This window comes from Marinobacter sp. W-8, from assembly GCF_044342215.1.
Lineage (GTDB): Bacteria > Pseudomonadota > Gammaproteobacteria > Pseudomonadales > Oleiphilaceae > Marinobacter > Marinobacter nauticus.
The window spans coordinates 3681486-3708485 of the sequence record NZ_CP172297.1 but is presented as its reverse complement, the minus strand read 5'-3'; the positions used below and the strand labels follow the sequence as shown (position 1 = coordinate 3708485).

General features: G+C 55.7%; 19 protein-coding genes. 14 read left to right on the top strand and 5 right to left on the bottom strand.

The genetic code is table 11. The features are described from left to right. The 7 genes from ACF8YQ_RS17210 to ACF8YQ_RS17180 all read left to right on the top strand — a co-directional run bounded on the left by ACF8YQ_RS17210 (nucleotide 1) and on the right by ACF8YQ_RS17180 (nucleotide 9874). Nucleotides 1-2082 carry a type VI secretion system Vgr family protein gene (locus ACF8YQ_RS17210; RefSeq protein WP_396622117.1) on the top strand — a complete coding sequence of 694 codons (2082 nt, stop codon included), beginning with the start codon at nucleotides 1-3 and terminating at the stop codon, nucleotides 2080-2082. Beyond that, a complete protein-coding gene (locus ACF8YQ_RS17205; RefSeq protein ID WP_396623327.1) occupies nucleotides 2082-2948 on the top strand; it encodes a DUF4123 domain-containing protein in 867 nt (288 codons plus the stop codon). The genes ACF8YQ_RS17210 and ACF8YQ_RS17205 overlap by 1 nt, the downstream gene beginning before the upstream one ends. After that, on the top strand, nucleotides 2941-5808 hold the full coding sequence (locus ACF8YQ_RS17200; RefSeq protein WP_396622116.1) for a toxin VasX: 2868 nt from the start codon (nucleotides 2941-2943) through the stop codon (nucleotides 5806-5808). Before ACF8YQ_RS17205 ends, ACF8YQ_RS17200 begins: the two co-directional genes overlap by 8 nt. Further along, nucleotides 5783-6658 (top strand): hypothetical protein, encoded by an 876-nt coding sequence (locus ACF8YQ_RS17195; RefSeq protein ID WP_396622115.1) that lies wholly within the window; start codon nucleotides 5783-5785, stop codon nucleotides 6656-6658. Before ACF8YQ_RS17200 ends, ACF8YQ_RS17195 begins: the two co-directional genes overlap by 26 nt. A gap of 206 nt (nucleotides 6659-6864) precedes the next feature. Further along, on the top strand, nucleotides 6865-8145 hold the full coding sequence (locus tag ACF8YQ_RS17190) for a hypothetical protein (protein WP_396622114.1): 1281 nt from the start codon (nucleotides 6865-6867) through the stop codon (nucleotides 8143-8145). An 8-nt stretch (nucleotides 8146-8153) separates the two neighbouring features. Continuing rightward, entirely contained in the window at nucleotides 8154-9287 is a 1134-nt protein-coding gene (locus ACF8YQ_RS17185) for a hypothetical protein (protein ID WP_396622113.1), read from the top strand. Nucleotides 9288-9424: 137 nt separating this feature from the next. Beyond that, nucleotides 9425-9874 carry a DUF4124 domain-containing protein gene (locus ACF8YQ_RS17180; protein WP_011787113.1) on the top strand — a complete coding sequence of 150 codons (450 nt, stop codon included), beginning with the start codon at nucleotides 9425-9427 and terminating at the stop codon, nucleotides 9872-9874. Between the two features lie 26 nt (nucleotides 9875-9900). On the opposite strand, the gene ACF8YQ_RS17175 is transcribed toward ACF8YQ_RS17180, so the two are convergent. The 4 genes from ACF8YQ_RS17175 to ACF8YQ_RS17160 all read right to left on the bottom strand — a co-directional run bounded on the left by ACF8YQ_RS17175 (nucleotide 9901) and on the right by ACF8YQ_RS17160 (nucleotide 12568). Beyond that, on the bottom strand, nucleotides 9901-10995 hold the full coding sequence (locus ACF8YQ_RS17175; RefSeq protein WP_396622112.1) for a rhomboid family intramembrane serine protease: 1095 nt from the start codon (nucleotides 10993-10995) through the stop codon (nucleotides 9901-9903). A 56-nt stretch (nucleotides 10996-11051) separates the two neighbouring features. After that, entirely contained in the window at nucleotides 11052-11384 is a 333-nt protein-coding gene (locus ACF8YQ_RS17170; RefSeq protein ID WP_011787111.1) for a hypothetical protein, read from the bottom strand. A 66-nt stretch (nucleotides 11385-11450) separates the two neighbouring features. Further along, the gene (locus ACF8YQ_RS17165; RefSeq protein ID WP_396622111.1) at nucleotides 11451-12149 is read right to left on the bottom strand and encodes a PspA/IM30 family protein; all 699 of its coding nucleotides are present in this window, start codon (nucleotides 12147-12149) and stop codon (nucleotides 11451-11453) included. A gap of 14 nt (nucleotides 12150-12163) precedes the next feature. Beyond that, nucleotides 12164-12568, bottom strand: a complete 405-nt coding sequence (locus ACF8YQ_RS17160) for a YjfI family protein (RefSeq protein WP_396622110.1) — start codon at nucleotides 12566-12568, stop codon at nucleotides 12164-12166. Between the two features lie 205 nt (nucleotides 12569-12773). Here ACF8YQ_RS17160 and ACF8YQ_RS17155 point away from each other — a divergent pair, with 205 nt between their 5' ends. The 4 genes from ACF8YQ_RS17155 (at nucleotide 12774) to ACF8YQ_RS17140 (ending at nucleotide 22454) form a co-directional block, all read left to right on the top strand. Beyond that, nucleotides 12774-13400, top strand: a complete 627-nt coding sequence (locus tag ACF8YQ_RS17155; protein WP_396622109.1) for a hypothetical protein — start codon at nucleotides 12774-12776, stop codon at nucleotides 13398-13400. A 43-nt stretch (nucleotides 13401-13443) separates the two neighbouring features. Then, entirely contained in the window at nucleotides 13444-15447 is a 2004-nt protein-coding gene (locus tag ACF8YQ_RS17150; protein ID WP_224850408.1) for a hypothetical protein, read from the top strand. A gap of 87 nt (nucleotides 15448-15534) precedes the next feature. Further along, nucleotides 15535-20799 (top strand): DNA repair ATPase, encoded by a 5265-nt coding sequence (locus ACF8YQ_RS17145; protein WP_396622108.1) that lies wholly within the window; start codon nucleotides 15535-15537, stop codon nucleotides 20797-20799. A gap of 35 nt (nucleotides 20800-20834) precedes the next feature. Then, entirely contained in the window at nucleotides 20835-22454 is a 1620-nt protein-coding gene (locus ACF8YQ_RS17140; RefSeq protein ID WP_396622107.1) for a hypothetical protein, read from the top strand. Between the two features lie 152 nt (nucleotides 22455-22606). On the opposite strand, the gene ACF8YQ_RS17135 is transcribed toward ACF8YQ_RS17140, so the two are convergent. Next, on the bottom strand, nucleotides 22607-24013 hold the full coding sequence (locus tag ACF8YQ_RS17135; protein WP_224850411.1) for an SPFH domain-containing protein: 1407 nt from the start codon (nucleotides 24011-24013) through the stop codon (nucleotides 22607-22609). 201 nt (nucleotides 24014-24214) lie between these two features. On the opposite strand from ACF8YQ_RS17135, the gene ACF8YQ_RS17130 reads away from it, so the two are divergent. The 3 genes from ACF8YQ_RS17130 to ACF8YQ_RS17120 all read left to right on the top strand — a co-directional run bounded on the left by ACF8YQ_RS17130 (nucleotide 24215) and on the right by ACF8YQ_RS17120 (nucleotide 26999). After that, on the top strand, nucleotides 24215-25534 hold the full coding sequence (locus ACF8YQ_RS17130; RefSeq protein ID WP_396622106.1) for a glycerophosphodiester phosphodiesterase family protein: 1320 nt from the start codon (nucleotides 24215-24217) through the stop codon (nucleotides 25532-25534). A gap of 88 nt (nucleotides 25535-25622) precedes the next feature. Continuing rightward, nucleotides 25623-26060: a YtoQ family protein gene (locus tag ACF8YQ_RS17125; RefSeq protein ID WP_199452808.1), complete on the top strand. Its 438-nt coding sequence runs from the start codon at nucleotides 25623-25625 to the stop codon at nucleotides 26058-26060. A gap of 51 nt (nucleotides 26061-26111) precedes the next feature. Beyond that, complete coding sequence (locus ACF8YQ_RS17120; RefSeq protein WP_224850413.1) at nucleotides 26112-26999, top strand: DNA ligase; 888 nt, start codon at nucleotides 26112-26114, stop codon at nucleotides 26997-26999. Nucleotide 27000 lies beyond the last annotated feature (1 nt).

The following is a 27000-nucleotide window of genomic DNA, read 5'->3' as shown; positions in this document are numbered from 1 at the left end:
ATGCCCCAGGCAAGCGGATTGCAGTTCACCGCCCGTGTAGGCGAATTCCCCTCGGACCACTTTGTCGTTGTCGGCTTCGCGCTGACCGAACGGCTGTCTGATCTGTTTCATGGCCGGTTGCAACTGGCCAGCACCGACCCGGATGTGGCCGCCGCCGATGTACTGGAACAGCCGGTAGACCTGGTGGTGTGGCAGGATGGCCAGCCCCTGCGCCGGTTCACCGGCGTGGTGAACGAATTTATGCGGGGCGACACCGGCCACCGCCGCACCCGCTACGAAGTCGTCATCCAGCCGCCCCTGTGGCGCCTGGGCCTGATGCACAACAGCCGCATCTTCCAGACCCAGACCACCGACGCCATCGTGCGCACCCTGCTCGAAGAGCGGGGCATTGTGGATTCCATCTTTGACTTCAAACGCCCACCGGAAGAACGGGAATACTGCGTCCAGCACCGGGAAACCGACCTGCAGTTCCTGGAGCGACTGGCCGCCGAAGAAGGCTGGCACTACCGCTACCAGCACGGCAGCGTGGATGGTGAAGAACAACCGGCGTTAATCCTTGCTGACCACCACGGCGACGCCCCGAAACTGGACCCGGTTACCTGCAACACCAAAGCCGGTGGCAGCACAAAGCAGGCCTGCGTGTTCCAGTTCGCCTACGAAGAACGGGTCAAAGCCGCCTCCGTGGCCATGAAGGACTACACCTTCAAGAACCCCGCCTACGCCCTGATGCACGAACAAAGTGCCGGCGGTGTTAACCACCGGGAAGACTACCAGCACTACGACTACCCCGGCCGCTACAAAGCCGACGCCAGCGGCCAGCCGTTCACCCAGAGCAGACTGGATGCGCTTAGAAACGACGCATCCATGGCCAACGGCAAAAGCAACCGCCCGGATTTCACCCCCGGCGCCAAAGTGGAACTGCAGGACCACGACAGCCAGACCCTGAACCGGGAATGGCTGCTCACCGCCATCACCCATACCGGCAAACAGCCCCAGGCCCTGGAAGAAGAGGGTGGCAGCGAGCCCACCAGCTACCACAATACCTTCAGCGCCATCCCGGCCGACAAAACCTGGCGCCCGCTGTGTAACCACAAACCCGTGATGGACGGCCCCCAGATGGCTCTGGTCACCGGCCCCGAGGGTGAAGAAATCCACTGCGACCAGTATGGCCGGGTGAAAGTAAGATTCCCTTGGGACCGCTATTCCAAGAACGACGAACACAGCAGCGCCTGGCTGCGCGTGGCCCAGGGCTGGGCCGGCGGCCAATACGGCTTCATGGCCTTGCCAAGAATCGGCCACGAGGTCATCGTCAGCTTCCTGGACGGCGACCCGGATCAGCCCATCATCACCGGAAGGACTTACCACGCCACCAACACACCGCCGTACGCGCTGCCGGAGCACAAAACCCGGACCACCCTGAAGACCAAAACCCACAAGGGCGAGGGCAGCAACGAACTGCGCTTTGAAGACGAAGCCGGCGAAGAACAGATCTACGTGCACGCCCAGAAAGACCTGGACCTGATGACGGAAAACAACCGTACCGAAGTTATCAAGAATGACAGCCACCTGACAGTGGAAAACAACCGCTTCAGCCACAGCAAAGGCAACAGCCATCACACCGTAGACGGCGAAAAGCGCGAACAAACCGGTAAAGACCATAGCTTCAACGTAACCGGCACCCTTCATCTCAAAGCCGGCACCGCGTGGCTCAGTGATTCGGGTACCGAGCTGCATATCAAAGCCGGCCAGAAAGCCGTCATTGAGGCCGGCGCCGAAATCACCCTGAAAGCCGGCGGCAGCTTCGTAAAGATCGATCCCAGTGGCGTGGCCATGGGGGGCGCGAGTATCAAGATGAACGCCGGTGGTGCTGCAGGGAAAGGCAGTGGGCAGAAGGTGCAGGTGCCGGAGATGCCGGGGTTGGTGGATAAGGCTGGTATTCAAAGCCCCGCTCCAGAGCCTTTGCCTGAACTGCCGGTCCGTCCGATTGCGAAAGCGGACCAAATCAGAGCCATCAAAAACGCTGCGATTCAAGGCAAAGGGATCTGCCAGGTGTGCGAGCTTAAAAAGGAAGGGGGTGCTTGATGTTACTGCCCAGAGGCTTCTTTGATTCTGGTCGGACATTCCTTCTCATCGATGGCGCTAAGGTCGAGAACCTGTCAGAAATCATCTACAAAGAGATTCCCGACGCATCCTGTGATTCACTTTATCGAGGGACTGAGCTGGCGGATATGTCCGAGATTTCCCCTTGGCTGGTTCAGGCCGATCCGGAGAGCTCATTGTTTTCGAAGTGCTTTGATGACTGGATGAATCGAGGCGTCGCTATTGCCTTACAGGCGGACGCTGCCTTCGATGAGCTTGTAACTCACTTTCGAGGGTTGGTAATTGGAACATTGGCCTCCGGTGATGAAGTGGTTTTTCGGTTCTATGATCCGGAAATTGTCCGACAACTGCTCTCTCCGGACGCTCAAAACGAGAACGCAAAGCGCCTTTTGGGCCCCTGCCATGCTGTTGCTGTTCAGGATCGCCGGAGGGGAGACTGGGAGTGCTTCAGGAATAACGAGCCGTCCCACGAGCCAAGTAGAGAACCCTTCGCTATTCATGAAGAGCACTTGGTCGCAATGGAACAGGCTGCGCGTCAGACTGCACTCAGGACGCTTGAGCTGCATACGGCGCAGTACTTTCCTCAGTTGCTGCATTCGTCAGGCACAGGAGAAGCTAACTGGTCCAGGGTTGCCGATCTCATGTCCGAGGCTAAGCAATACGGACTCTTCAGTACGCGTGAGATTGCTCTCTATATCAATACAATCGGTTGGCTAGGTTCCAATGCGTTTGACCAAGAGTGGGTCCGACAGCTCTGGCAGAGTCGGGAAAGTCAGCCGGAAAGAGCGATTATGCGCATCGCAGAATATGCGGAGAAACATTCCAGGGAGGAACAGATAAATGGGTAGCGCGAACAGCTCGGCTTTTCTACACGGGACCGCTGATATCGACTCTGCAGCGCAGATGTGTCCGCTTCCGCAGAAGACGGTTGCTCTCTATCCAGTGCGCTGGGCAATCAGCCAGGAAGATAACGAACTGCCGGCCAATTTTCGCCCACCAGGTGTTTCGTTGGAAAAAACACAGTACTGCCTGCGGACGCTCACAGCGGGCTGGGTCTATATGTACTCAGAGTGGTACGGAACACTCCATGAATATCGCGTTGATGAACATGGTGTCATCAGCGAAGTCCGGCCCGGGGCAAATTCTGTCTTACTTCCGGAGGCAGATGCTGAGAGTGCTTTACCCTGTATTCACCATCCCGAAGCAGGCACGGTATTTCTCAAATTTGTACCACATCGCTGGACTGTTCGTCTCCAGGAGCTCGCCCGAACAGATGCTGAAGTGCGAAGCCGATATATGGAGGCGTTTGCCCTCGATGGATTGGTTTCGAAATGCCATGACCAAAACATTGCACCAACTGAAACCGTCAACCAGTTCGTCGAAGAATTTCGCGATCGGTCGGCGGACTTTGCGTGGAGCCAAACCGGGTTCACTCGTAGTTTGTCAGAACAGGACTTGTTGGGTCTGAGTAAAAAAGTGACGGAGTTTTCCTACTGCGTAGCCCTGAACGATGAGATTGGAATCACGTCTGAGCTTGGGCAGCTGCATGCGCTTTACGTCAACGTAATCATGAATCATGCGGAAGAGAATGCCTATCCCTATACCACGGCAAATCTGGTCGACGCCTTGATTGAACTTGAGGTCAGTAAAAAGGCTGATGCAGATGATAAGGAAGACATCAGGAAGGAATTGACGGACCGCGTTCGTATTGCAGACAAAGAAGCCTTTGTCGCCCAGTACCATCAGAAGATTGAAGAATATGACAGAGAGCGTAGCCGCGTTTTCGATGATTGGAAACGCTGGATCGATTCTGATCTTCTGGCCAGGAAGCTCGAGTTTAATGACATGTGCATGGCTGTAGGCTTTGAGGCTGCAGAGAAAGAATTGGCCGAAATTCTGGATGGCTATGTGTCGGCCGAAAAGGGGCGGGAAGATGCGAAGAAATGGATGGCTGCGGAGGAGGGGCAGGGAGGTATTGTTGCCGATACCGTTAAAACCGTTCTGTTCCTTGCCACTGCAACAAGCAAGATCACTGAGAAGCTGAAAGAACTTCCGGGTTTTGACTATGGCAGCCTGAATATTGTCGAGAGCATGTATGACCTACCGGCATTTGTGAAGGTAAGCACCGCAACGGACACATTGATGCTGGAGTTCGCAACACCAGCTGCGGAAATGGGCGAATGGGCGAAAAACCGTCAGACTCGGTATCAGTGGAAAAAATGGATCGATGATGTAAGCCATCGCTATGGGATAAAAGTGTACGAACGAGCCATGACGCTGGATACAGCGACTGATTTACTCTTCAAGGCTCACCAAAACGCGTTGATCGCCTCCTCAGGCTACGACTTTTCGGGGGCAACTTTATCACCAGTCGCCGCAGGTTTGCTGGAAGTCGAAATTCGGAATCGGTTGCGAAGAAGTATGATCGATGCGTTCCATCTGACTCCTGACCTCAAGGACAATCCGTATGGTTGGTTACACACCCGTCTCGACCCTGTGGTCGAGGCCATCAAAGATAGTCGCGGAAAGTTCATTGGTGCGGTGACATTTTTTCATGCAGTTAACATGGTTAGCTTGATGTCTTCTCTTAAGGAAACCCAGAAGGACGTGATGCTGGGCGACCAAAATGTCCTTGATAAGTGGATACCTTTTGTTGATAGCCTCTGGAGCTTGGCAGAAGGCGTGGTTAACTTCAGTGGGCTCTTGATCCAGTCAGAATATGCAAAGGCTTTTGCAGCGAACTTCTCATTGGTTGGCAACAGAGTGTCCATTGTTTTCAAGGGGACCAGTATTGTTGAAGTGCTTTCAAAAGGCACCAGAGTTATTTCAAAACGTACTGTGAAATATCTTCCCTTTGTTGGCCCTGTTCTCGCATTGATCTTGGAAGGCAGAACGGTTTGGCGAACGTGGCACACAGGGCATGATGCGGCATTCGCTATGGCTGGTATCCAGATAGGATTGACTCTGGGCATTGGTTACCTGACCTATCTGGCCGTGGCTGGTGCCTTTACCGGCATCGGAGCGGGTGTAGTACTTATCGGTGCGGTTTTATTGGCAATTTCCGTCGTAATATCTGCGATTCAGGTATACATTGCCCGTTCGAGGATTGAGGATTTCCTTTCGACCTCCTTTTGGGGGGACGCCCGAACCCTTCGCTACTGGGATGATCGGCTTCGTCCAACTTCTGACGAATTATTGGATATAAGTAAGTCAATATCATCAGCAGAAGAGGGTTCTCAAGTTCGGAGGTATTTTGAAGCTGAGCTGGATGCTTTTTACTATTTATTATTTTCTCCGAGAATATTAGTTACAGAATATGTGACTAGGCAGCCTGCAATTACTCGTCAGGGAGAATATAAAGTTCTCCCGGAGTACACGAGCTTTGTTGTTTTTTTTCCGGGTTTTGATCAGGCATCTTGTTCCGCTTCTGTTAGGCTTTTTGAAGTGAGTCGAAGTTTTTTGTTAGATGATGAGTTTAAAGAGATTACCGATGTTTTTGATCGAAATAAGAAAGAGGCATACGAGAAAGGTAGGGCGTCTAATAAGTTTACTCATTTCAACCACAATAACCGAGATCAACTTGAGTTGTTAGTTGAGTATGTAAAGGACGGCAGGAAAGTTACGGGAGACAATGGGCTGCGCATCATAATTGATGGGAATGATGTAGAGGAGTTAGGAGTTAATGAGCGACTCACCTTTGAGCTGTGATTTTCCGGAGACGGATATCGAGCAACAATTGGAAAAGCGCTTCTATCGCACTCACGATGAGCGTTTAGCAAGCCCCCCTGCGAGAATGGTGGATGGTGTCTCTGACTCTTCACATGAATTGAGTTATGCCATTGCTTTTATAAATGATCGCTTTGTGGATATAAGAACGGCGTTTCTTGAGTTTAGGCGGTTTCAGCTTGTGCCCGTAAATATCTTTATGATCGTTGTCTTGGCTATTATGTGGTTTGTAGGTCAGTTTTTTCATGGGGCGTTTTCTGCAACAGCCGCGTTGTTGCTTCCGTTATGGGGGACAATTTATCTTTTTGAGATTCTTTTCCCGCTTACGCTGCCTGTTAGAATTGATCGTCAAGAAAAATATGTTTATGTGGGGCATAGAGGAACTTTTTATCGAATTCCATGGGACGAGTTGGAGGTGAGCTTCTCTCAAAGCCTTCAATATTTGGGGTCCGGTGTCGTGTGGGAAACTCAGTATTTTGCTCATATTTACATGCGTGAAAAGCATTATTTTTGCGGAAAACGTCCCAAAAGATCCTTGCAAAGGAAGAAAATTTTTTCTGGATTCAATCAGGATGATATGTATAAGAAATGGAATTTTCTGGTTAGGTATGTTTGTGAAGGATTGGTTGATGAAGATAGTGAGCACTTGTCAAAAATAAATTATGATTCATACCGGAATAAAGTTGGTATAAAATCTTTTCGGGTTTTTATTATAGATCATTTTTTTTATATCCTTTTCATTCCCGGTTTTATATGGTGGAAGTATACCCCATTTAAGTATCGCTGGCCCAAAGAGATTGAGTTTATTTTTGGTAAGTCCAATTTTTACTGATAATGATATGTTGTATAGCTCCTCGTGCTTTAGCTATATGGAATGATATTTAATTCGGTAGTTAGGGTGGCGCTTGATTAATATAAAGGATTTAGTTATCGGTTTTTTTGGGGATGCAGTACATCAGGTACCTGTGTTCCGGTCCGTGAGCGTAGGGCGCCTTGGAGATGTGTCAGGTCAGCGAAGGTCGAAAGTGCGTGCAGATTATGTCTGATTCCAGCTGGGAAGCCGGCGCACGCCGGACAACCAAGGACGGCCGCTTACTGGCCCTCAGTCCTGAGCCGGTGATGACAGGGGAACGGGAGGTAGACGTCAACACTTGGATTAGGCGAAAAACCGATGGCTGGCTGGATTTACAGCATGGCAACTTGTTGTTCGGCGCTGAGTTTTCCCTAATGTTCTTTAGCTTGAGTTTGTTATCCATTGGTTTCTTAGGGTTTGGTCTTATGTTCGCAGTGGGGCCGGACCATTTGGGCAACTGGGATTGGGAGGCGCCACTGTTCGTGCTTGTCGGAAACCTCCTGATCTCTCTGCCGTGGGGACTGTACATGCATTTCCTGGGTAACAAAGCCGTGAAAGATACGCCTCCGGTGAGAGTGAACCGGCAGCGCCGGGAGGTTGCCATAGCACGTTTGACCGGAGGAGAAGTCTACAAGCCGCTTTTTTGGAGTATAAATACGGGCTTGATCGCGTACATTGTGGTAATTCTCACCATCGGTTTTCTATTTTCTGCTGTAACTCAGGAAAACGCGTCTGATGAATATCGGAGCATGTTGGTAACTTGGGGGCTGAGTATTTTAGGCGTGGAGACTCTCCTGATTGGCACCTATTTTTTCTTCGCTCTCCGCCTGAAGAAAAAACACGACCCCAAAATCGTCTACGAAATTTACCCGTGGGAGAAACTGGTCGCCTACATCGAAACCCGCCAGGACATCGGCCCCAGCCTGATGGCTACCCACACGGTTCTCACCCTGGCGATTCCGAAACCAGACGACCCGGAATCGGCCCTGGCCGCTGCCAGCATCAACGTTGGCCATGAAACAGCCGGCCTGGCCCAATGGGAGTGTATTCGCCAGTTTATGGAAAACGGTTCCGAGGCCTGCCCGGATCCGAAAGAGGACGAAACCCTGGCCCACTACAAAGCCAAGTGCAGACAAGCCCGTAAAGAGATGTCCCTGTTGCCCTGGCTGAGCAAGAAGGTGGGCGACTGGTTCTTCCAGCGTTACCTGGCTCACATCATCACCGAACGCCGCATCAAGACCCTGGCCCTGAAGAGCCTGCCTGAGGAGCTGAAAGCCTGGTCCGCGCCTTTGCCAAAAGAGCAATGGGCCAAACCGTCTGAGGCACTTCAGAACCTGAATCAACAACTCGCACGCGCTTATGAACGTGGCCTGAAGTTTACCCAGATGGGGCCAATCTCTGAATGGCAAGCGGGTCGTGAGGAGAAGCAACAACGAAAGCGAGGGAGAGGTCGTTTCCGAGCCTGAACACCATTTTGAGCAAGAAGAATCATATGGATATGAGCCCACACGCACCCCTGGATGGGGTTAATGTCTCTGAAGCCGGATTCAAGGGCCGTAGCAAACTAGCAGGTTCTACATCGCCGAGTTATTACGGCTCCCATGCTTATCGCGCTGACGCGATTCCCGAGCAAATCAATCAAACTCAGGAATTGAACCGAACCGGATTAGATCGCTCAGCCAGCTTACGATTACCGTGGGGTAATACCCGTGAAGTGATGCCGCCCACCTTCATGTCAAGTAACCCACCTAAGAAGTTACGGCGACTGGAGAAAAAAGAGGATGTGGCAGCGCAGTACGGACTTCTCATTGAGAATAACCACGAATGCTATCGGCATGCACCATTGGCTTTTCGGGCGCGCTTCTTCGATATGATGAGTGTTATAGGTAAATTTTGGACTTACATTATCTCCCCTGGGTACATGATAACCTTGATTCTTATGTCGCCTTTGTTTACGCCATCTGGTAGAAACTATTCCGAGTATCTGCAAAGTCTTGGTTTGCCAGAATTTATCATGCTTGGAGGCGGCTGGATTCTCATTTTGATCGCAGATCTGGCCTTCCGCCTCTTCCCGAAATGGCTTTTACGGAATGGCCGAGGCCCTGAATGGGAATTCAACCGTCGCACCGGCATGATCAAGGTCTGGCAATACCCGAAAAAGTTTCCTTTTCTCCCCGGAAAGCCGCCGGTGGTGGTTGAAAAGCCTTTCTACGAATTCGATGCCTGGTGCTGCGCGCGGGTTGATCGCTTCGGCACCTTGTTTGACCTGGTGCTCTCCCACCGTTACAGCAAGCTGGACGTTACCGTTGGCGATCTTCTCGGGGCACACGGTAGCCCCACCATGTGTTACGCCTATTGGGATTTCATTCAGAACTATATGGATGTCACAAAGCCGTTGCCGGAGATGCCCATGCTGGAGCAGTATCGACACCTTGACCCAACCACCGCAAAGCACGACCAGGCGATGGGGCGTCCGTCGCGTTACTGGCGGGATATGGATGACAAAACGTTCAAGAAAAAAGTGGACGACATGTTTACCGATGTCTCCATCATCGATACAACACGCAGGCCAGACCTGATGGCGGAAAAGTTGAGTTATGCGTCCTGACTTGTGAACTGGGGGCTTCCATTGCCAACCAGGTAGGACGGCTCTTGTGACTACCCGGTCAAAGTTCCCAAACCCATCATCGGGTAGACTACTCCTTCGAAAGTTGTCCAAAGCATTATTCGAAAAGGAATTCAGTTATGACACGCAAGCTTCTCATCTCTTTATTTCTGCTATCCCTTGGTCCGTTTTCTCACGCTGCCGTTTACCAGTGGACAGATGCCAACGGTCAGACCCATTTCGGCGATCGCCCCCCGGCGAAGGCCAGTTCCAAGGAGGTGCGCGTCAATGCAGCGCCGGCCCAGGCTGATGCCACAGCCCGTGACCGGCAGCAGAAAATGACGGAGTTCCTGGAACAGCAACAGAAGGAGCGGGAGGAGCGTCAGGCCAAAGAAGCGAAAGCCCGGCAACAGGCCGAAAAGCAGGAGGAGCTATGCAGGAATCTCCAGGCCCGTCTCAAGCACCTGGAGAGTGTTTCAACCTTCTACGATATCAATGAGAAGGGTGAGCGGGAGTACGTGTCTGAGGAAGAAAATCAGCAGATTCGGGACCGTTTCCGCGCCAAGGTTAAAGAAACCTGCGGCGAGTAGGTACCTATTGCGATTAACCGGCAAAGCTACCGGTTAATCGCAGCCTCCGGCTGATTCAGCATCGCAATCAGCGGATTCTTCCGCAGCACATAATCCCGCAACAGGTAGCCCAGCAGTGACCCCAAGCCAAAGCCACCCAGATGCGCGGCCCACGCCACACCGCCCTGGGCGGTGAACATCCCGAACAGGTTTATCAGGCTCCAGATCAGGAAGTACCAGTGAGGTGCGAGTTTCTTCTGGTAAACAATGATCATGAAGGTAAGGCTGGCGTGCCGGAACCACATCAGGTAGAGGCCGAACAGGGCAGCGATGGAGCCGCTGGCCCCGACCAGCAGCAGGGGGCCCTGGCTTGCATCGAACAACAGCAGTTCCGCAAGGGCCGCCATAATGCCGGCAAACAGGTAGAGTGCCAGGAAGGCACCATGCCCCAGCGCATCTTCCAGGTTGTCGCCGATGATCCACAGAAAGTACATGTTCCCGACCAGGTGCATCAGGCCACCGTGGACAAACTGATAGCTCAGCAACTGAAGCACAAAATGTGACGGGCTTTGGGTGTCGGAGTTCAATCCCAGGTTTACGAAGATCCATTCATTAGCCTCAGGGGACAGCGCTCCAACACCAAACACCAGGGCACAGAGGAACACCAGGGTTCGGGTAACCCAGGGGGTGCGGTGGGGTTTTACGTTGTATTCCACCGGCATGGCGGTCAGGAACTGGAACAGCCAGGATTTCCAGCTCACTTTCTGGTTCAGGTCTTTAAGGGCCTGCTTCAGTTGCGGCGACTGCATTACCTGATCGACTTCGTGTTTGTCGAGCCAGACGCCGTCACAGCCGGGGCAGCAGTCAATTTCCGTGGTGTAGTGAGCCAGCAATTGGTAGTGGGTCATGGGCACGCGGCACCGCCGGCAAAGCCGGTCGCTGGTGCGAAGCGCGGGGCCGAGGTGCTGCTCGTGATCGTACTGGTCTACGCCGTCATGATGCTCGGCAATCGCCTGATTTAACGCGCCATCTTCAAACCATAGCCCGTGGCACAGGCGGCAGTCGAATATGGAGGGATGGCTGGAAGAGTCCAGGCTTGCGGTATTGCAGGCCGGGCATTGTCGATAGCGGTTTCTGGGCATGACGTCCTTTTCCTGGTAAAGCGGTTTCTGAAGCACCTGGCTTCAAGCCTGCTCGATTACTGATCCGAGGCAGTCAGATACTGTCTGGCAAATCCCTGCAACTCCTCCGCCACGCGCTGGCGAATAGCGGCACGATCCTGCGGATCCAGTTCGTACTTGCGTGCCAGCAGTTCGAAGTCCTCGTCTTTGAGGGTTACCGTCAGCCGCGGGCGGGCACGGCCTTTACGGTAGGGCAGGTGGAGCACCTTGCGCACCATGTCGGCGGTCGTCATATCCTGCATGGCCGCCGACACGCGAAACGCGCGCTGGATATCGTTGGACAGGTCGAAGGCCATCTGTACCGCCTGAACGGCCTGTTCTTCTCGGGACCAGTCCTGTTTCTTCGCCATGGGGTTGCCTGTGAGAGCGCCTTCGAGGTGCTTGAGTGAGCGCCCCGATTTCGGGGCGCTCAGGGTTTACGGGTTTGCGTTGCCGCCCTTGAGGCGTGCCAACACATCGTTGACGGGATCCTGTTCGCCGTCAATGCCGGCGGCTTTCAGTTTTTCGTCCAGATCTGCGCCGGTCAGCTCTTTTTCCAGGGCCGCGCTGGCGGTCTGGCGGTCTTCTTCCCGGGCCTGGCGCTCGCGAATCCGTTCCAACGTCTCTTTCGCTGTGCTCAGGGAGGATTGCTGGCTGTTGATGTTGGTGTCGATCTGCGCGGTGGTGCGCAGCACCCGCTCGTTGGTCTTCACCACTTGCAGTTCCCGGCGGTAGTCGGCCAGCTGTTTCTCGGCTTTCTGTACTCGCTCTTTCAGGCCCACAATGCGCTGTTGCAGCAATTCCCGGGTTTGGGTCAGCTCCGAAGCGCGGCGTTCATGGCCAACAATTCGCTCGGCCACTTCCCGGGCCAGGTCTTCCTGGCCAGCCGCGATGGCTTTGCGGGCATCGTCTTCACGCTTGGCGGCGCTGTCCTGCTCGGTACGGATCTGTCGGGCCAGGGAGGCCGCTTCGGCCATCAGTGACGCCAGCTCCTGCTTGGCCTGTTTCAGCTCATGCTCGGAATCGCGCAGTTCCTGTTCCAGAATCCGGTTGCCCTGTCCATCGACAACGGCTTCACCCAGTTCGTTCACACCCCCGCGCATGGCGGTCAGGATTTTTTTAAGTACGGTTCTCATGTCTCAGCCCTCACTCAAGCCAGGTAGTCTTCAAAAGTCTGTAACAGGTCGATGGCATTCTCGGCGAGGGTTACCAGTTCCTGCATGATCTCGCTGGTGCCGGACGTGGGGCTCAGTGCGCCATAGACCACATAGTGCTGGCCGGTTTTGCCAAGAGAGCTTAAGGGCATGGGAACACTGATGCGCAGCATGTTTTCATGCAGCTCGTTCAGACGTTCCGAGGCCAGTTCCTGTTCGTCAAAAAGGTACGCAAGGCACAGAATCTGGGTGTCGGTTACGGTAATGTACACCGGTGTTTCTTCGGCACCGGAAACAATCACCTGCAACACCGGTTCTTCGCCGGCAATAGGCATGACATCGAAGGTTCGGCCAGCATGGGTGGCGTCACCCAGGGCCAGGGTGAGAGATTGGGTATCCACGAATAGCTCCTTCCTGTGGCGTTGAATCGGTTCGGCCGATCCGGACGAACCTTGTCCTGTCGCTTGACATTTTATGTCAATCATCCGAGTCTATACTTCGCAATTAAACATTTGCAAGAAATAGTTTGTTTACGTTATAAACAACCCGCCAGTCTGACACGGACTGTCGCCCAGTGGATTTACCAGAACGGATATCTGGTCGCGTATGGATACATTCTTCGCAATTGCGTTTTCCTTCCCCACGGTCATTTTTACCGTATTGCTGTGCGTGGCTATTGTTTACTGGCTGATTTCCCTGGTGGGTCTGGGCGACATCGAGGCCGATGGCGATATTGATGCTTCCGGCGACTTCTCCGGCCTGATGGTGACCCTGGGGCTACAGGGTGTCCCGCTGCCACTCGTGCTTACTCTGTTGTTCCTGATTGCCTGGTTGGCGAGTTATTTTGCGGAGCTGCTGCTTGGTGCACTGGTGCCTGGTGGCTTGTTGCATGCACTGTTCGGCCTGGCAGTCATTGCCGGCGCTCTGGTGGTGAGTGTTCTGGTGACCGCTGTTGTTATCCGCCCGCTGCGGCCGTTGTTCCGCCGGGCTTACCTGCCCCCCCTGCAAAAACGCATTATTGGTACCGCCTGTGTCGTGACCTCAGCAACGGTTACGGAAACCAAAGGCCGGGCTGAAGCGATCCTGGATGGTGCCCACTTGGTACTGCAGGTTCGCAGTCATACACCGCTGTCGCATCGTGAGCGCGCGGTGCTGATCGAACATATTCCGGACAAGAACGCCTGGTGGGTGGTGCCGGAAGCTGAATTCCTCGCCGGCGAATCGGCCGGTTAATCCCCGCACTTACTTCCTTCAATCAGCGCAGGAGAATGACTAAATGGATTTATCTTGGATGATGCCAGCAATCATGACCGTCGGGGTCCTGGTTCTGCTGATACTGGGCATACTGGCCCTGTTCAAGGCGTTTTACCGCAAGGTGGACCAGGGCCAGGCCCTGATCGTGAACGACCTGTCGCCCACGCCCAAGGTGTATTTCACCGGCGCCATGGTGCTGCCGGTTATCCACCGCGCCGAGACCATGAAAATCTCGGTCATTACCCTGGAGCTGAACCGTACCGGCAAGGAAGGGCTGATCTGTAAGGACAACCTGCGGGCCGACATTACCGTGGCCTTCTACCTGCGGGTGAATGAAACCCAGGAAGACGTACTGCGCGTGGCCAAGTCGGTTGGTGTGGGCCGTGCCTCAGACCGGGACGCTGTGAACGAGCTGTTCAACGCCAAGTTCAGTGAAGCGTTGAAGACCGTTGGTAAGAAACTCGAGTTCATGCAGCTGTTTGAGGAGCGTCAGCGCTTCCGCGATTCCATCGTCGAGACCATCGGGGAAGACCTGAACGGTTACGTGCTGGAAGACGTGGCCATCGACTACCTGGAGCAAACGCCGAAGACCTCGCTGGACCCGAACAACATCCTGGATTCCGAGGGCATCAAGCGGATTACCGAAATTACCGCGCTCCACAATGTGGAAACCAACCGTCTGGAGCGGGACCAGGAGCTGGAAATCCAGCGCAAGAATGTGTCGGCCCGGGAAGCGTCGCTGGAACTGGAACGCAGCCAGGCCGAAGCCGAAGCGCGCCAGCGCCGTGAAATTGAAACCCTGCAGGCCCGTGAGACTTCGGAAACCGAGCAGGTGCGTGAGCAGGAGCGGGCCCGTGCCGAAGCCGCTCGCATCAAGACGGATGAAGAACTGGCGATTGCGGACGAAAACAAGCAACGCCAGATTGAAATGGCCATGAAAGCCCGAGAGCGTGCGGTGCAGATTGAAGAAGTGCGTATTCGCCAGGCCCGAGAGCTTGAGGATGTTAACCGCGAGCGGGCGGTGGAAATTGAACGCATTGGCATGGAAAAGGCGCTGGAAGAAGAGCGCAAGGAAATTGCCGATATCACCAGCCAGCGTATTGCTGTTGAGCGCAATGTGGCGGAAGAGGAAGAGAACATCAAGGATGTTCGCAACCGCTCCGAAGCAGACCGCCTGAAGGTGAAGAAAGTGGTGGCGGCTGAAGCCGATGCCGAAGAACTGAAGCTGAAAGATGTGAAAGCGGCCGAGGCCGCGTTTGAGCGCTCCAAGCTGGAAGCCGAGCAGATTCGCGTCACCGCCCAGGCGGAAATGGACGCAGCCGAGAAGAAATCGGTGGCTGACGAGAAACTGGCCCGTGGTCGCCAGGCTATGGCCGCTGCCGATGGCCTTGCGGAAGCGCAGGTCAAGGAAGCCCAGGCGTCTGCCATCCGGGCCGATGGTCTGGCCCGTGCCGAGGTTAAATCGGTTACTGCCAAGGCCGATGAAGAAGCTGGTATGGCTGAAGTCCGGGTGCTTGAACAGCGTCTGGAAACTGAAGCCATGGGTGAAGAGAAGCTGGGTGTTGCCAAGGCAGATGCCCGCAAGGCCATGGTTCTGGCCGAGGCCGAAGGTGAGCAGCGTATGGGCCACGCCAAAGCCGAAGCCCGCGAAGCCATGGCCAAGGCCGAAGCGGCTGGCCTGGTTGAGAAGCTCAAGGCCTACGATGGCATGTCTGAGGAATCCCGTCACTTTGAAGAGTTCCGCATGAACCTGGAAGTTCATGAGAAGGAAGTGATGGCCCAGATCGATGCCCAGAAGGCTGGCATGCTGGAGAATGGCCGGGTTATGGCCGCTGCCCTGAAAGACGCCAAATTCGAGATGATCGGCGGCGATGGCGGCATTTTCGAGAAATTTGCCCAGGGTCTTGGCTACGGAAAGAGTGTTCAGGGCGTGCTGGACAAGTCCCCCTCTCTGCAGGCAGCGCTCTCGAACATCGCAGGCCGGGTGGCGGGCGAGAAGCCCAGCCGCAGCTCCGAGACAGCCTGAGAAGGCTGATGACCACCAGCGCCTGATTTCCGGTGCTGGTGGTTGCTTCCGCTAATCGCACTTCCCTTTGGTTCAGGATGATTTGGTATGTCGACGGATCGCACCGAGCTCGAAAGCATTGTTCAGGAAGGTTCTGCCTTTGAAACCATCAAGCGCCGGCTGAAAGAGCAGGGCGGGCAACTGCGTGAGCAGGTGTCCGGGCTGAACCAGGCCCGGGAAGAGATCTTTGGCAGTGCCGGCATGAACGTGCTGGGCCGGGCCCGGGTGCGAACCGAAAACAACGCCATCGCCCGGGATGTGGTGCGTCTGGGCGACAAGCTGTTGTTCGGTTTCAACCTCCAGCTGGGCTTGCGCAAGACGCTGGTGATTGAGGATGTGTTCCGGCTGTACCACCTGAACGACGGCGACAGCGGCTTCGAGATGACCGAAGCGGCCATTGAGGGTTCGTTTCTCAAGGATGAACGCTTCGCCACTGATTTCCGGGAACTGCAGCAGTACTACAACACCGCCACGCTGTCGCAGCTGGTGATTCTCAACGGCATGTTGCTGATGGCGTTTCGCATCGGTGACAAACTCGATGATCTTCGGGTGTTTCGCTGGGAGCTGAAGCCCGATGGTGAGGTCAGCCGCTACATTGATAATCGCGGCGAGCGCGATCTGTCTTTCCCGGAACGTTTCAGTTTTCCCTGGAAAACCGTGGGCCGCGACAGCCAGGTTCAGGGCCGCTCTCCGCACCTGAACATCGCCGACACCCTGTTTGTGGATAACCTGCGGGGCAACATTACTTTCAAGGTGGAGAACAACACCTCCACCGGCGAAGGCATCTACTCGGACCCGGTGGAGTCCGATTCCCAGTCACTGGACGACGCCAGCTTCGATTTTGCCGATCTGGGCGAGATTCTGCTGGTGCGGATTCTGCCGTTTAACGAAGAACACTGGCGCTACTACCTGTTCAACCGCACCGAGCGCAAGATCGAGCGGGTTGACGCCATGGCCGGTTCCGTCGCGTCGCTGCCGGACAATCACGGCCTGATTTTTCCGTCGGGTTACTACCTGAGTACCGGCGAGCTGAAAACCTTCCAGATTCCCGATGGGGATTTCCGGCTCAAGCGTACCTTGCGGGCCCCCAACGGCGAAGACATGCTGTATGTCTTCTTCGAACAGCGCACCGGTCAGGTGATCCTGTTCCGCTACAACCTGATTCGCAAACAGGCGGATGTGCCCCTGATTGGCCACGGTTACGCCCTGTTCGAAAACGGGCATCTGGTGATTTTCAATGCCGACAAGGAACCTACGCTGGTGCATCCGCTGCAGGTGTGGGAAACGCCGTTCACCTCCGAAAGTTTCCACGCTGCGGCGAACGTCGCCAACGATTCTGAGCTGGCGCGCATTGGCAATCCGGAGCTGGTCCGGGGGATTGCCGAGCTGAATACGGTGGTCACCCTGGTGGAGGGCGCCAGCGCCAGTGAGCGGCATTTCACCAACCTGATTCGTACCGTGGACCGTATTCTGGACCAGTTCTTCTGGCTGTCAGCGCGTCAGGAAGAAGCCTTATTTGCCGAGTTAAATCAACAGCTCAGCACCATCCGAAGCACCGCCGAGCTGGTGCTGGATGAGTATGAGAAAGTCCAGAGCATTCGCGCCCAGACCGAAGCTGCCATTACCGAGGTCGCGCAGGACCAGGGCGCGTTGATGCGGGACCTGAAACCGGATAGCTGGAAAGCACCGGATCAGTTTGTCAGTTACCTGGCGCGTTTGCGGGACCATCGCGGCCGGGTGCGAACCCTCAATGATCGGCGCTATGCCGACAAAGCCCGCCTCGATAGCCTCGAGCAGGAGCTGGCGGAGGCTGAAGACCGGCTGACCGACCGCACCTTCCGTTTCCTGGCCTCGCCGGAGGCGCTGGATGGCTACCGCCAGACGCTGACCGAGTTGCAGGCCGCGCTGGCCGAGGCAGACAGCCGGGATGCCCTGAAGAAGATTGTCGATCGCTATCGGGAACTGACCGAAGGCCTGGACATGATCCAGGGCATGCTGGCGTCGATGGGCGGTGACGATGCCGCGCTGGAAACGGCGATCACCGATAACATCTCCGGCATCTACGCCACCATCAACCAGCAGCGCTCCGAAGCGGAAATCCGGCTGAAAGAGCAGGGCAGTGCGGAAGCCCGGGCGCAGTTTGCGGCTCGTATCCGGCTGTTTGAGCAGAGCCTGGCGAACGGCGTCAGCGCGCTGTCGGATGTGCGCGAATGCGATGGTCTGATGACCCGGATGCTGGATCAGCTGCAGGAGCTGGAAAGCCAGTTTGGCGAATACGACGAGTTCCTGGCGGCCATTCTGGAGCAGCGTGAGAACGCCCACGAGAGCATTGAGGCACGGCGCCAACAACTTCAAGACCAGCAACAGCGCCGGGTGACCACGCTCACCGATGCCGCCGCCCGTATCCTCAAGAATCTGGGCCGCCGTACCGAACGTTTCAGCAGCCCGGAAGAGCTGCACGCCTTCTTCGCCTCTGATGCCATGGTTAGCCGGTTGCGCAGCATGGCCGGAGAATTGCGGGAGCTGGGCGCAGCCATGGAGGCGGACGATTGCCTGGGCCAGCTCAAAGCGGCTCAGGACACCGCCCTGCGCAGCGTTCGGGACAAAGCCGATATATTCGAGGACGGCGGGGCCGTTATCCGGCTGGGCAAGCACAAGTTCAGCGTTAACCAGCGGGAGCTGGATCTGACCCTGATTCCCCGGGACGATCATGTCCTGCTGCACCTGACCGGGACCCAGTATTACGAACGCCTGGAGGAGCCCGAGCTGGATCGCCTCCGGGGCTACTGGAACATGAGCCAGCCTTCGGAATCCGACCGGGTGTACCGGGCGGAGTATCTGTCGGCACTGGTAATCGATGAGTTCCGCAAGGTCGGAGACCTGCCGGTTAACGTCGCGGATCTGGAGGAACTGACCGGTTACATTCGAAAGTTCGCCTCGCCCCGATACCGGGAGGGCTACGAAAAAGGCATCCATGATCACGACGCAGCGCTGATAGTCAGTACGCTGTGGCCGGCGATTCAGAACGCCGGGTTGCTCCGTTTCAGCCCCAGGGCGCGGGCACTGGCCATGCTGTTCTGGGCAGGTTTGAGCCAGCAACAGAGCGGGGGCCAGCAACTGCGTTCCCGGTGCCTGTCTGCCGGCATCCTCAGCCGCATGATGCAATCGGATGAGCTGCTGGAATCCCTGCAACAGGAACTGGAACCGCAGCTCGCAAATTTTGTGGAAGAACAGCAATTGAGCCTGGCCGGGCCGGGCAGCGATGGTCGCAGCCTGGTGCATTCCGCAGCCCAGTACCTGGTGCGGCAGCTGGCGGAAGAATCCGAAGCCTTCGATATCACTCGCTATGCCGGGGATCTGGCGACCGGCTTTGTCGAGGCACTGAAACGGGATAACCAGTTTGCCCAGTATCAGCAGGCACTGGATGTGGTGGCCGATCAGCCGGCTGCTCGCTGGAGCATCACCAGCCACTGGTTGAAAGCCTGGATGGCCAAGACGGATCAGCAGCATCTGCTGCACTATCTTCCGGAGGCCGTGGTCGTGCTGAACGTAGGCGAAACGGTGAAAACCTCGGTCCGCAGTGTGGAACTGGCGTTCCAGATTGAGGGTCTGCTGGGCCAACACCCTCGCATTGAAGAGCGCACGTTCAGCCTGCAACTGGATGAATTTGACGAGCGTCTGCGATATCACCAGCAGGAGATCATTCCTGGCTGGCAGCAGCTGCAGGAGGTGCGGCAGCAGGTACTGGAGAAATGGCGTGGCCAGTTACGGCTGGATGAGTTCCGGCCCCGCCCGCTGTCGTCCTTTGTACGTAACAAGCTGATCAGCGAGAGCTACCTGCCGATCATTGGCGATAACCTGGCCAAGCAGATGGGCACGGCCGGTGAAGACCGCCGCACCGACCAGTCCGGGCTGCTGATGATGATCTCGCCGCCTGGCTACGGTAAAACGACGCTGATGGAATACGTGGCCAACCGTCTGGGCCTGATCTTCATGAAGATCAACTGCCCGAGCCTGGGCCACGACGTAATGTCGCTGGATCCCGAAAAGGCACCCCATTCCACCGCCGAAGCGGAGCTGATCAAGCTCAACCTGGCGTTGGAAATGGGTAACAACGTGATGTTGTATCTGGACGATATCCAGCACACTCACCCCGAATTCCTGCAGAAATTTATCTCCCTGTGTGACGGCACGCGCCGCATAGAAGGGGTGTGGCGCGGCAAGACCCGCACCTACGACATGCGCGGCAAGCGTTTCTGTGTGGTGATGGCCGGGAACCCGTATACCGAAAGCGGCGAAGTCTTCAAGGTCCCCGACATGCTCGCCAACCGGGCCGACATCTACAACCTGGGTGACGTGCTCTCGGGCATGGAGCATGCCTTTGCGCTGTCCTACATCGAGAACAGCCTGAGCTCCAACCGGGTGCTGGCACCGCTGGCCACCCGGGGCATGGCGGACTTTTACCGGTTCGCCGATCTGGCCGAAGGCAAAACGGTGGCGGATTCGGACTTTGAATACGACTACAGTGCCGCCGAGCGCGATGAAATCGTTGCCCTGCTGAAGAAAATGATCCGGGTGCGGGAAACCGTGTTGCGGGTCAATCAGGCTTACATTGCCTCCAGCGCCCAGGCAGAAGCATACCGTACCGAGCCCACCTTCAAGCTGCAGGGCAGCTACCGGAACATGAACAAACTGGCGGAGAAGCTGTCGCCGGTGATGAGTGACCAGGAGCTGGAAGCCCTGATTGATGACCACTACCAGGGCGAGGCTCAGCTGCTGACCTACGGTGCCGAAGAAAACCTGCTCAAGCTCAAGCAGATGCGCGGCACCATGAACGATGAAGAAGCGGTACGCTGGCAGGCCATCTGTGAAGAATACCGCCGCCGTCAGCAAGCCGGTGGCGACGAGGAAACCGGGGTGAAAGTGGTTCGCCAGCTTGGCCTGATCTCGGAACATTTGCAGCAACTGGGGCAACAACTGGTTGCCGGACTGGACAGCGGAAAACACCCGGAACCCGATCTGGATAAAGCCCTGAGCCAGCTGTCCCGTTCCCTCGAAACCGGCCTCACCGAAGGCCTGCAATCGGTACAGCTGAACCCCGCAGTTACCGTCAATCTGGACAGCCCGCCCCAGGTAGGCGATGCCTTGATGGCGTTTGCCCGGATTTTTGAAGAATCCATTGTGCCGCTGGTGAAAACCATGGATGGCAAGCTGGATCTGGATTTGAAAACCCAGCAGGAAATGAGTCGTGTGTTGAGAGTGATCCGTGACTTGCAGGATAGATTGCTCACTCAGGATGGAGCTCAGAGCTAAATCGTAAACAAGGCAAGAAAAGGATGTTGCCCATTATGATCAAGGAAGATGTGCCTGTGCCGGCCGCCACTGAGTTTATGGAAGCACTCAATAGTGGTAACCACCTGAAGCTCATTCGGGAATGGGGTGACGTCCTGTTTCACACCGTGTTCATTAGAGAACACCCGGGGCTCGAATTACCAATGCTGTACAGTGTTGATGATCACCACAGTTTTTTGGCAAGCCCGGATGCAAATGAAGTGCAAGAAGCCCTCCTGGAGCGCCTTGTCTTGGCGGAAGACGCCGATGTTTTCGTCAGGGCCGTACCGTTACGGGAGTTGGCCAGAAACGCCCACATGCTGGGAGCCTGGCTGAACTGGTTTGATGCCAAGATCATCATGGACAGTTCACTCATGGAACTGTTGGGGATGAAAGCCTTGGTGACGCTGGATGATGGGCAAGAGAGACTTTATCAAGCGAAGGTTTATGCCTCCCCTGCAGTGAATAAGAGCGGCACCTCGGCTAACGTAAGCGCCCAGATCTGGAAAGTCAGTGATATTGAGGGTGGGGCCGGCCTTCAGCGGACCCGTGAGTTCTTTGTTTATGATGACAGCAAATCTTTTGCGTTCGCAGAAAACGAAGGCTCAATCCTTTCTTCATGCAAGCTCAGCCAGTTAAGGGCCAAGGAGGCGATGCTCTTTGGCACCTGGGCGTCGCCTGTCTATAACTTTGAGGCTGTAACCAAGGATGCAGTTAGGGAAGCGGATCACCTTGTTGAGGACACCTATGTTCCTCACCCATCATTGCTGGATGAGGCGTTACTGGACTCATTTCGTGAACTTGAGCGGGCTATAAACAATGAGATCATGCCCGATGCACGCCGGCTTCATCTGGACGTTAGCAAAGGTCAGGTTTTCGCCGAACTGGAAGAGCCCGGAGATGACGAGCTGGATAGAGTCGAGGGCCGTAAATTCTGCATTGTTTTTGATGATCACCCAGAGTGGTGCCTGTGGCTGGGCGGCGATGGCTTGGCAGTGACGGACTATTCGGACGAGGTCTGGTTGCCAGAATCGCCCGGACGTCATGAAGTTCCGGAATCTCTGCGTTTGAAAATAGTTCGGGCCATCGCCTGGACGTTATTCTGGAAGGGGCGAGAGCCTGGTTCGCGAGTGTCGCTGATTCCCGGGCAGTTTGCGGGGCTAAGGCCTTTTCGCCCGGATAATCTGGACCGGATCTTTCATCCTCCCCTGGACGATACCCGGTTCCCGGCACTGGCTTCTATGCCTTGCGGCGAACAACCGTTGCCTGTGCTGGTGCATGGTGAGCTACCCGAAGGTTATGTGGTTGAAGCACTGGAAGACCTGCAAGTGTCAGCGGCAGAGCTGCCCAGGGGAACACTGCGCCGAGACAGTCTGCTGTTGAATGGAGTCGTTCATTTTGGCTCGATGTGCGGGCCCATTGTGGTGCCGCAGACGGCCATCGAGTTCCCTGACGAGTGGTACACAGGTATTCGAACCTCTAACACGCAACTCATTTCCGATTTGAAGGCGTTTCTGTGGGACCAGTCCAGGGTTGTGCCTGCACCTGAAAAAGATCCGGATGATCCCGGTGCGGTGATTGGCATCTGTCTTGGGATTATGGCTTTCCTGTTGGTGCTCGTTCTTGTGCTGGGCTGAGATACGCGGCGTGGCAATGGATGGCTTGTCATAACAGCGCCTTAAGTGCAGGTCATTCGTTGAATAACAGGAAATGGTTTTGTCCTTGGTTTTTTGACAAGAGCGTTCGCAGGGTGTGACCAGAAGAGGTCACACCCCACGTCGTAGAGTGTTTATGGCGCTGTCGTAGTGTTCGCCCTCCGCAACTGCTCCATAGCACCAAGACTGGTAAATACTTCCAGGCTACTGACCGGGCTGGTGCCTGCGTCGGCCCCGACATAGTAGTCCGGCATATCGATGGTTACGTCCTTCAGGGCCGGGTACATTACCTGGGCGATATCGCGCTGGATTTCGGCCATGTAGATATCCCGGGCGGCCTGTTTGGCCAGCAGGTGTGCCTTGGCGACTTCGGCTTCCGCCAGGCCTTGCTCACGAATGGCTTTTGCAGCGTAGGTGGCGGCTTCGGCATTGGCTTTCTGGATGTCTCTCTCAGCAACCGAGATTTCCAGCTGCTTCTGTTTCTCCAGCACGGCTACGGCCTTTTCTTTCTCTTTGCGGACGGTTTCCAGTTCTGCCTGCTGACGCTCCATTTCCACTTCTTTCTGCTTGGAAATAATGGCCAGTTCTTTGCTGCGCTGGGCGTCCTGGATGGCCCGGGCCTTCTCGATCTCTTTTTCCAGCTGCGCGGTTTTGGCTTCGGCGCGGGCGGTTTCCTGGGCCTGGATCGCGGTAATCCGCTTGGCGACCAGGTCCTTCTTTTTCACCAGCAGCTCATCCAGTCGCTTCTCGGGCAGCGGACGGCCAATGGTCACCTGGCGTACCTGAATGCCATAAGCATCCAGCGGGTTGGCAATGCGCTTGGCTTGGCCGGCGCTGTCCTGGAGGATGATGTTTTTCCAGACCAGCTGCACTTTCCGCTCCAGCCGGTCGCCGTCGTCGTTGGTTGAAGATACGGCAGCCAGGTCGGTCTGTTCCACTTCCACCTGCTGTCGCTCGGTTTCGTAAAGGCCATTCTGCAACTGGTCTTCCAGTTGAACCTTGAACTTGTTCAGACCACCCTGGAAGAACTCTTCGCCGGTGTACTGGGTGGCGGTCACTACGGTCACGTTCTTGGCGTTCTTGATCAGCAGGGAATCGATCAGGTTGTCGTAGCTGCGGAACTCACGATGCATAGCCACAATCTTTTCCGGATCTGCTGACAGTCGGAACCGGAAAGTGGCCGGAATCCGGGCGGTGTAGGTGTCAGCGAATTGCACTTCCACTTCGCCCAGCTGGCGGGTGGATTTGATCTTTTCACCGCTCTCCTGGTTACCGAAACTCAGGGTCATGGCCTGATTGTAGGTATAAACGTTTGAGAAGAACGGCACTTTGAAGTGCAGGCCGGGCTCGGTGAACACGCGGATGGTGCCAAACAGGGTGTCCTGAACCACATAGGTGTAGCCCAGCTCCGTGGTAAAAAAGGATGACATGGCCAGGAAGACCGCGAACAGCGAGCTTGCGATGGCCAACAGATATTTTTTCAGATTATTCAGAACAGCAGAGAGCATTTTCTCTGTCCGTGAGGTTACCGGGGCGTCCATTCGATACTCCAGATGGGTTCTTGGGGCGGCCGAATGTACCGGAATGTCGTAAATAGTGTGTAGGAAGATCAGTCAGATTTTTGTAGGAAAAGTCTGCATGTGAGACGAAGTTGATGGGCTGGTCAAAAAAACGTCATGCGGTGGTCATGGCTCTTGTGAACACTGGCGCTGCAGTATCATTCATTTCACAAGGAGCAGGTTATGAAGTTACGCGTTATCACAAGTGTGGTGTTGAGTACTCTGATGGCCGGAGCCGCCAGTGCCACACCGGGCTGGCATCATGAACGTCAGTGGATGCCGCCTGGGCTGGAAACGGCATGGCACGATCACCGGGGGCATAAAGGTTGGCACAAGTATCAGGGCAAGCCATCGGTTCAGGTGGGCGCGAGGCCGTACTGGTTGGTTGAGGATATGGATGACGGCCCGCTCAAGGAACGTCTCAAGAGCTGTGACGTGCGCAACTTCCAGGCTACGGACTTCTCGATTGGCCACCGGGGAGCGCCCTTGCAGTTCCCGGAACATACCCGGGAGTCCTACATCGCCGCCGCCAGGATGGGCGCTGGCATTCTGGAGTGTGATGTTGCTTTCACCAAGGATCGCGAGCTGGTGTGTCGCCACGCCCAGAATGATCTGCACACCACCACCAACATTGTCACCATTCCGGAATTGAACGCGAAGTGTACCCAGCCGTTCGTCCCTGCTGATCCGGCATCCGGCACTCCGGCCAAGGCTGAATGCCGGACCAGTGACATCACCCTGGCGGAGTTCAAGACCCTCGAGGGTAAGATGGACGCCTACGATCCGATGGCGACCACACCGGAAGAGTATGTCGGCGGCACTGCTGACTGGCGTACCGATCTGTATGCCAGCCGGGGCACGTTGATGACCCACCGCGAGAGTATAGAGCTGTTCAAGTCACTGGGCGCCAAGTTCACACCGGAGCTTAAAACGCCAGTGGTCGATATGCCGTTTGAGGGCGAGTACAGCCAGCGGGACTACGCCCGTCAGATGATTCAGGATTACATCGACGCTGGCATTAACCCGAAAGATGTGTGGCCACAATCGTTTAATCTGGACGACGTACTCTTCTGGGTGAATGAAATGCCGCGCTTTGGTGAACAGGCAGTGTTTCTGGATCAGTCGCCGATCACGCCGGAGACAGAGTCTCTGGCGCACATGGAAAGCCTGAAGTCCCGGGGCGTGAACATTCTGGCGCCAGCGCTCTGGAAAATGCTGGCGCTGGATAGTTATGGCGAGATTGAACCGTCTGAGTATGCCCGCAATGCCCGCATGGCTGGTCTTGATCTGATCGCCTGGACCGTGGAGCGTAGTGGTCCCCTGGCAAATGGCGGTGGCTGGTATTACCAGACAGTTTCGGATGCCATCAATAACGACGGCGATGTCATGAATGTGATTGATGTGCTGGCTCGGGAGGTGGGCGTCATTGGTGTATTCTCGGACTGGCCGGCCACGACCACCTATTACGCCAACTGCATGATGAACCCGAACGGGCGCCGTTAGCGGGAGCTGTAACACCTGTCTGATGCCTACATTAAAGCCGGCCTGTAGGTTAGACTGGCCGGCTTTAAACTGGCGTAAGGAGCCCAACATGATCTGGACCGTATACCTTTCTGGCGAAATCCACACCGACTGGCGCGAGCAGATTGCTGCGGGTGCCGAGGCGGCCGGCCTGCCGGTAGAGTTCACGTTTGCCAATACCGATCACGAATCCAGTGATGCCGCAGGTGACTTCCTGGGCAAGCCGGAAAACAATTTCTGGCGTGACCACCAGTCGTCCAAGGTAAACGCCATCCGCACCAAAACCCTGCTTGAGCAGTGTGATCTGGCGGTGATCCGCTTTGGTGACAAGTACAAGCAGTGGAACGCGGCCTTCGACGCCGGTTATTGTGCGGCGATGGGTACGCCATACATTACCCTGCATGACGAAGACATTGTGCATCCGCTCAAGGAAGTGGACGCCGCCGCCATGGCATGGGCTCAAACGCCGGAACAGGTGGTAGAGCTGCTGAAGTATGTAACGGCTTAAGGGCCGCAATATCGGAATTCTGTAAACAGGGACGTAACAGGGCAAAGGACTATGCCACTCTGCAATACCACCCGTGTCAGGGCGATGCCTCTGGCATTCAGTTTTATTGTTGTATCAATCTTCCTTTCAGCGTTTGGGCATGCCAGTGCCCGGCCGCCGGCTCTTCCGCTCGCCAATGTCTACCATCCCGGGGTCAACCTGGAAGACTACTGGGTCAGTGAAAAGCTGGACGGTGTCCGGGCATTCTGGGATGGCGAGACGCTCTGGTCTCGGGGCGGGTACAGGTATAGCGCACCGGCCTGGTTTACCCGTCAGTTTCCCGCTCAACCCCTGGATGGTGAACTCTGGAGCGGTCGTGGCCGTTTTGCGGAACTGTCTGGCGTAGTCCGCAAAGTTCAGCCAGTAGATCAGGAATGGCGTCAGGTGCGCTTCCATGTCTTTGACTTGCCCGAGGCGGATGTGCCTTTCGAGCAGCGCTATAGACGGTTGCAGAAACTCTTGGCAGCGGCGGATTCCCGTTATCTGGTGCTGGTGGAGCAGCGGGTAGTTGCCAGCCACGATGAGCTGATGGCCCGGCTTGAACAAACGGTCGCGGCCGGTGGTGAGGGGCTGATGCTGAAACGCCGGAAAAGTCTGTATCAGGCGGGCCGTTCAGATGACCTGCTCAAGGTGAAAAGCCATCAGGATGCGGAAGCCAGGGTGGTTGCTCATCTTCCCGGTCAGGGCAAGTATGAGGGATTATTGGGGGCACTGGAGGTGGAGCTGGAGAGTGGCCGCCGGTTCCGGCTTGGTACCGGGTTCACCGATGAGGAGCGGCGTAATCCTCCGGCTATTGGTGCCCGGGTCACATTCCGCTATCGCGGCTACACGGCAACAGGTTTACCCCGGTTCGCCAGTTTTCTGAGAATTCGAAATGACGAACCGGAGAGAGTCGAGTAGT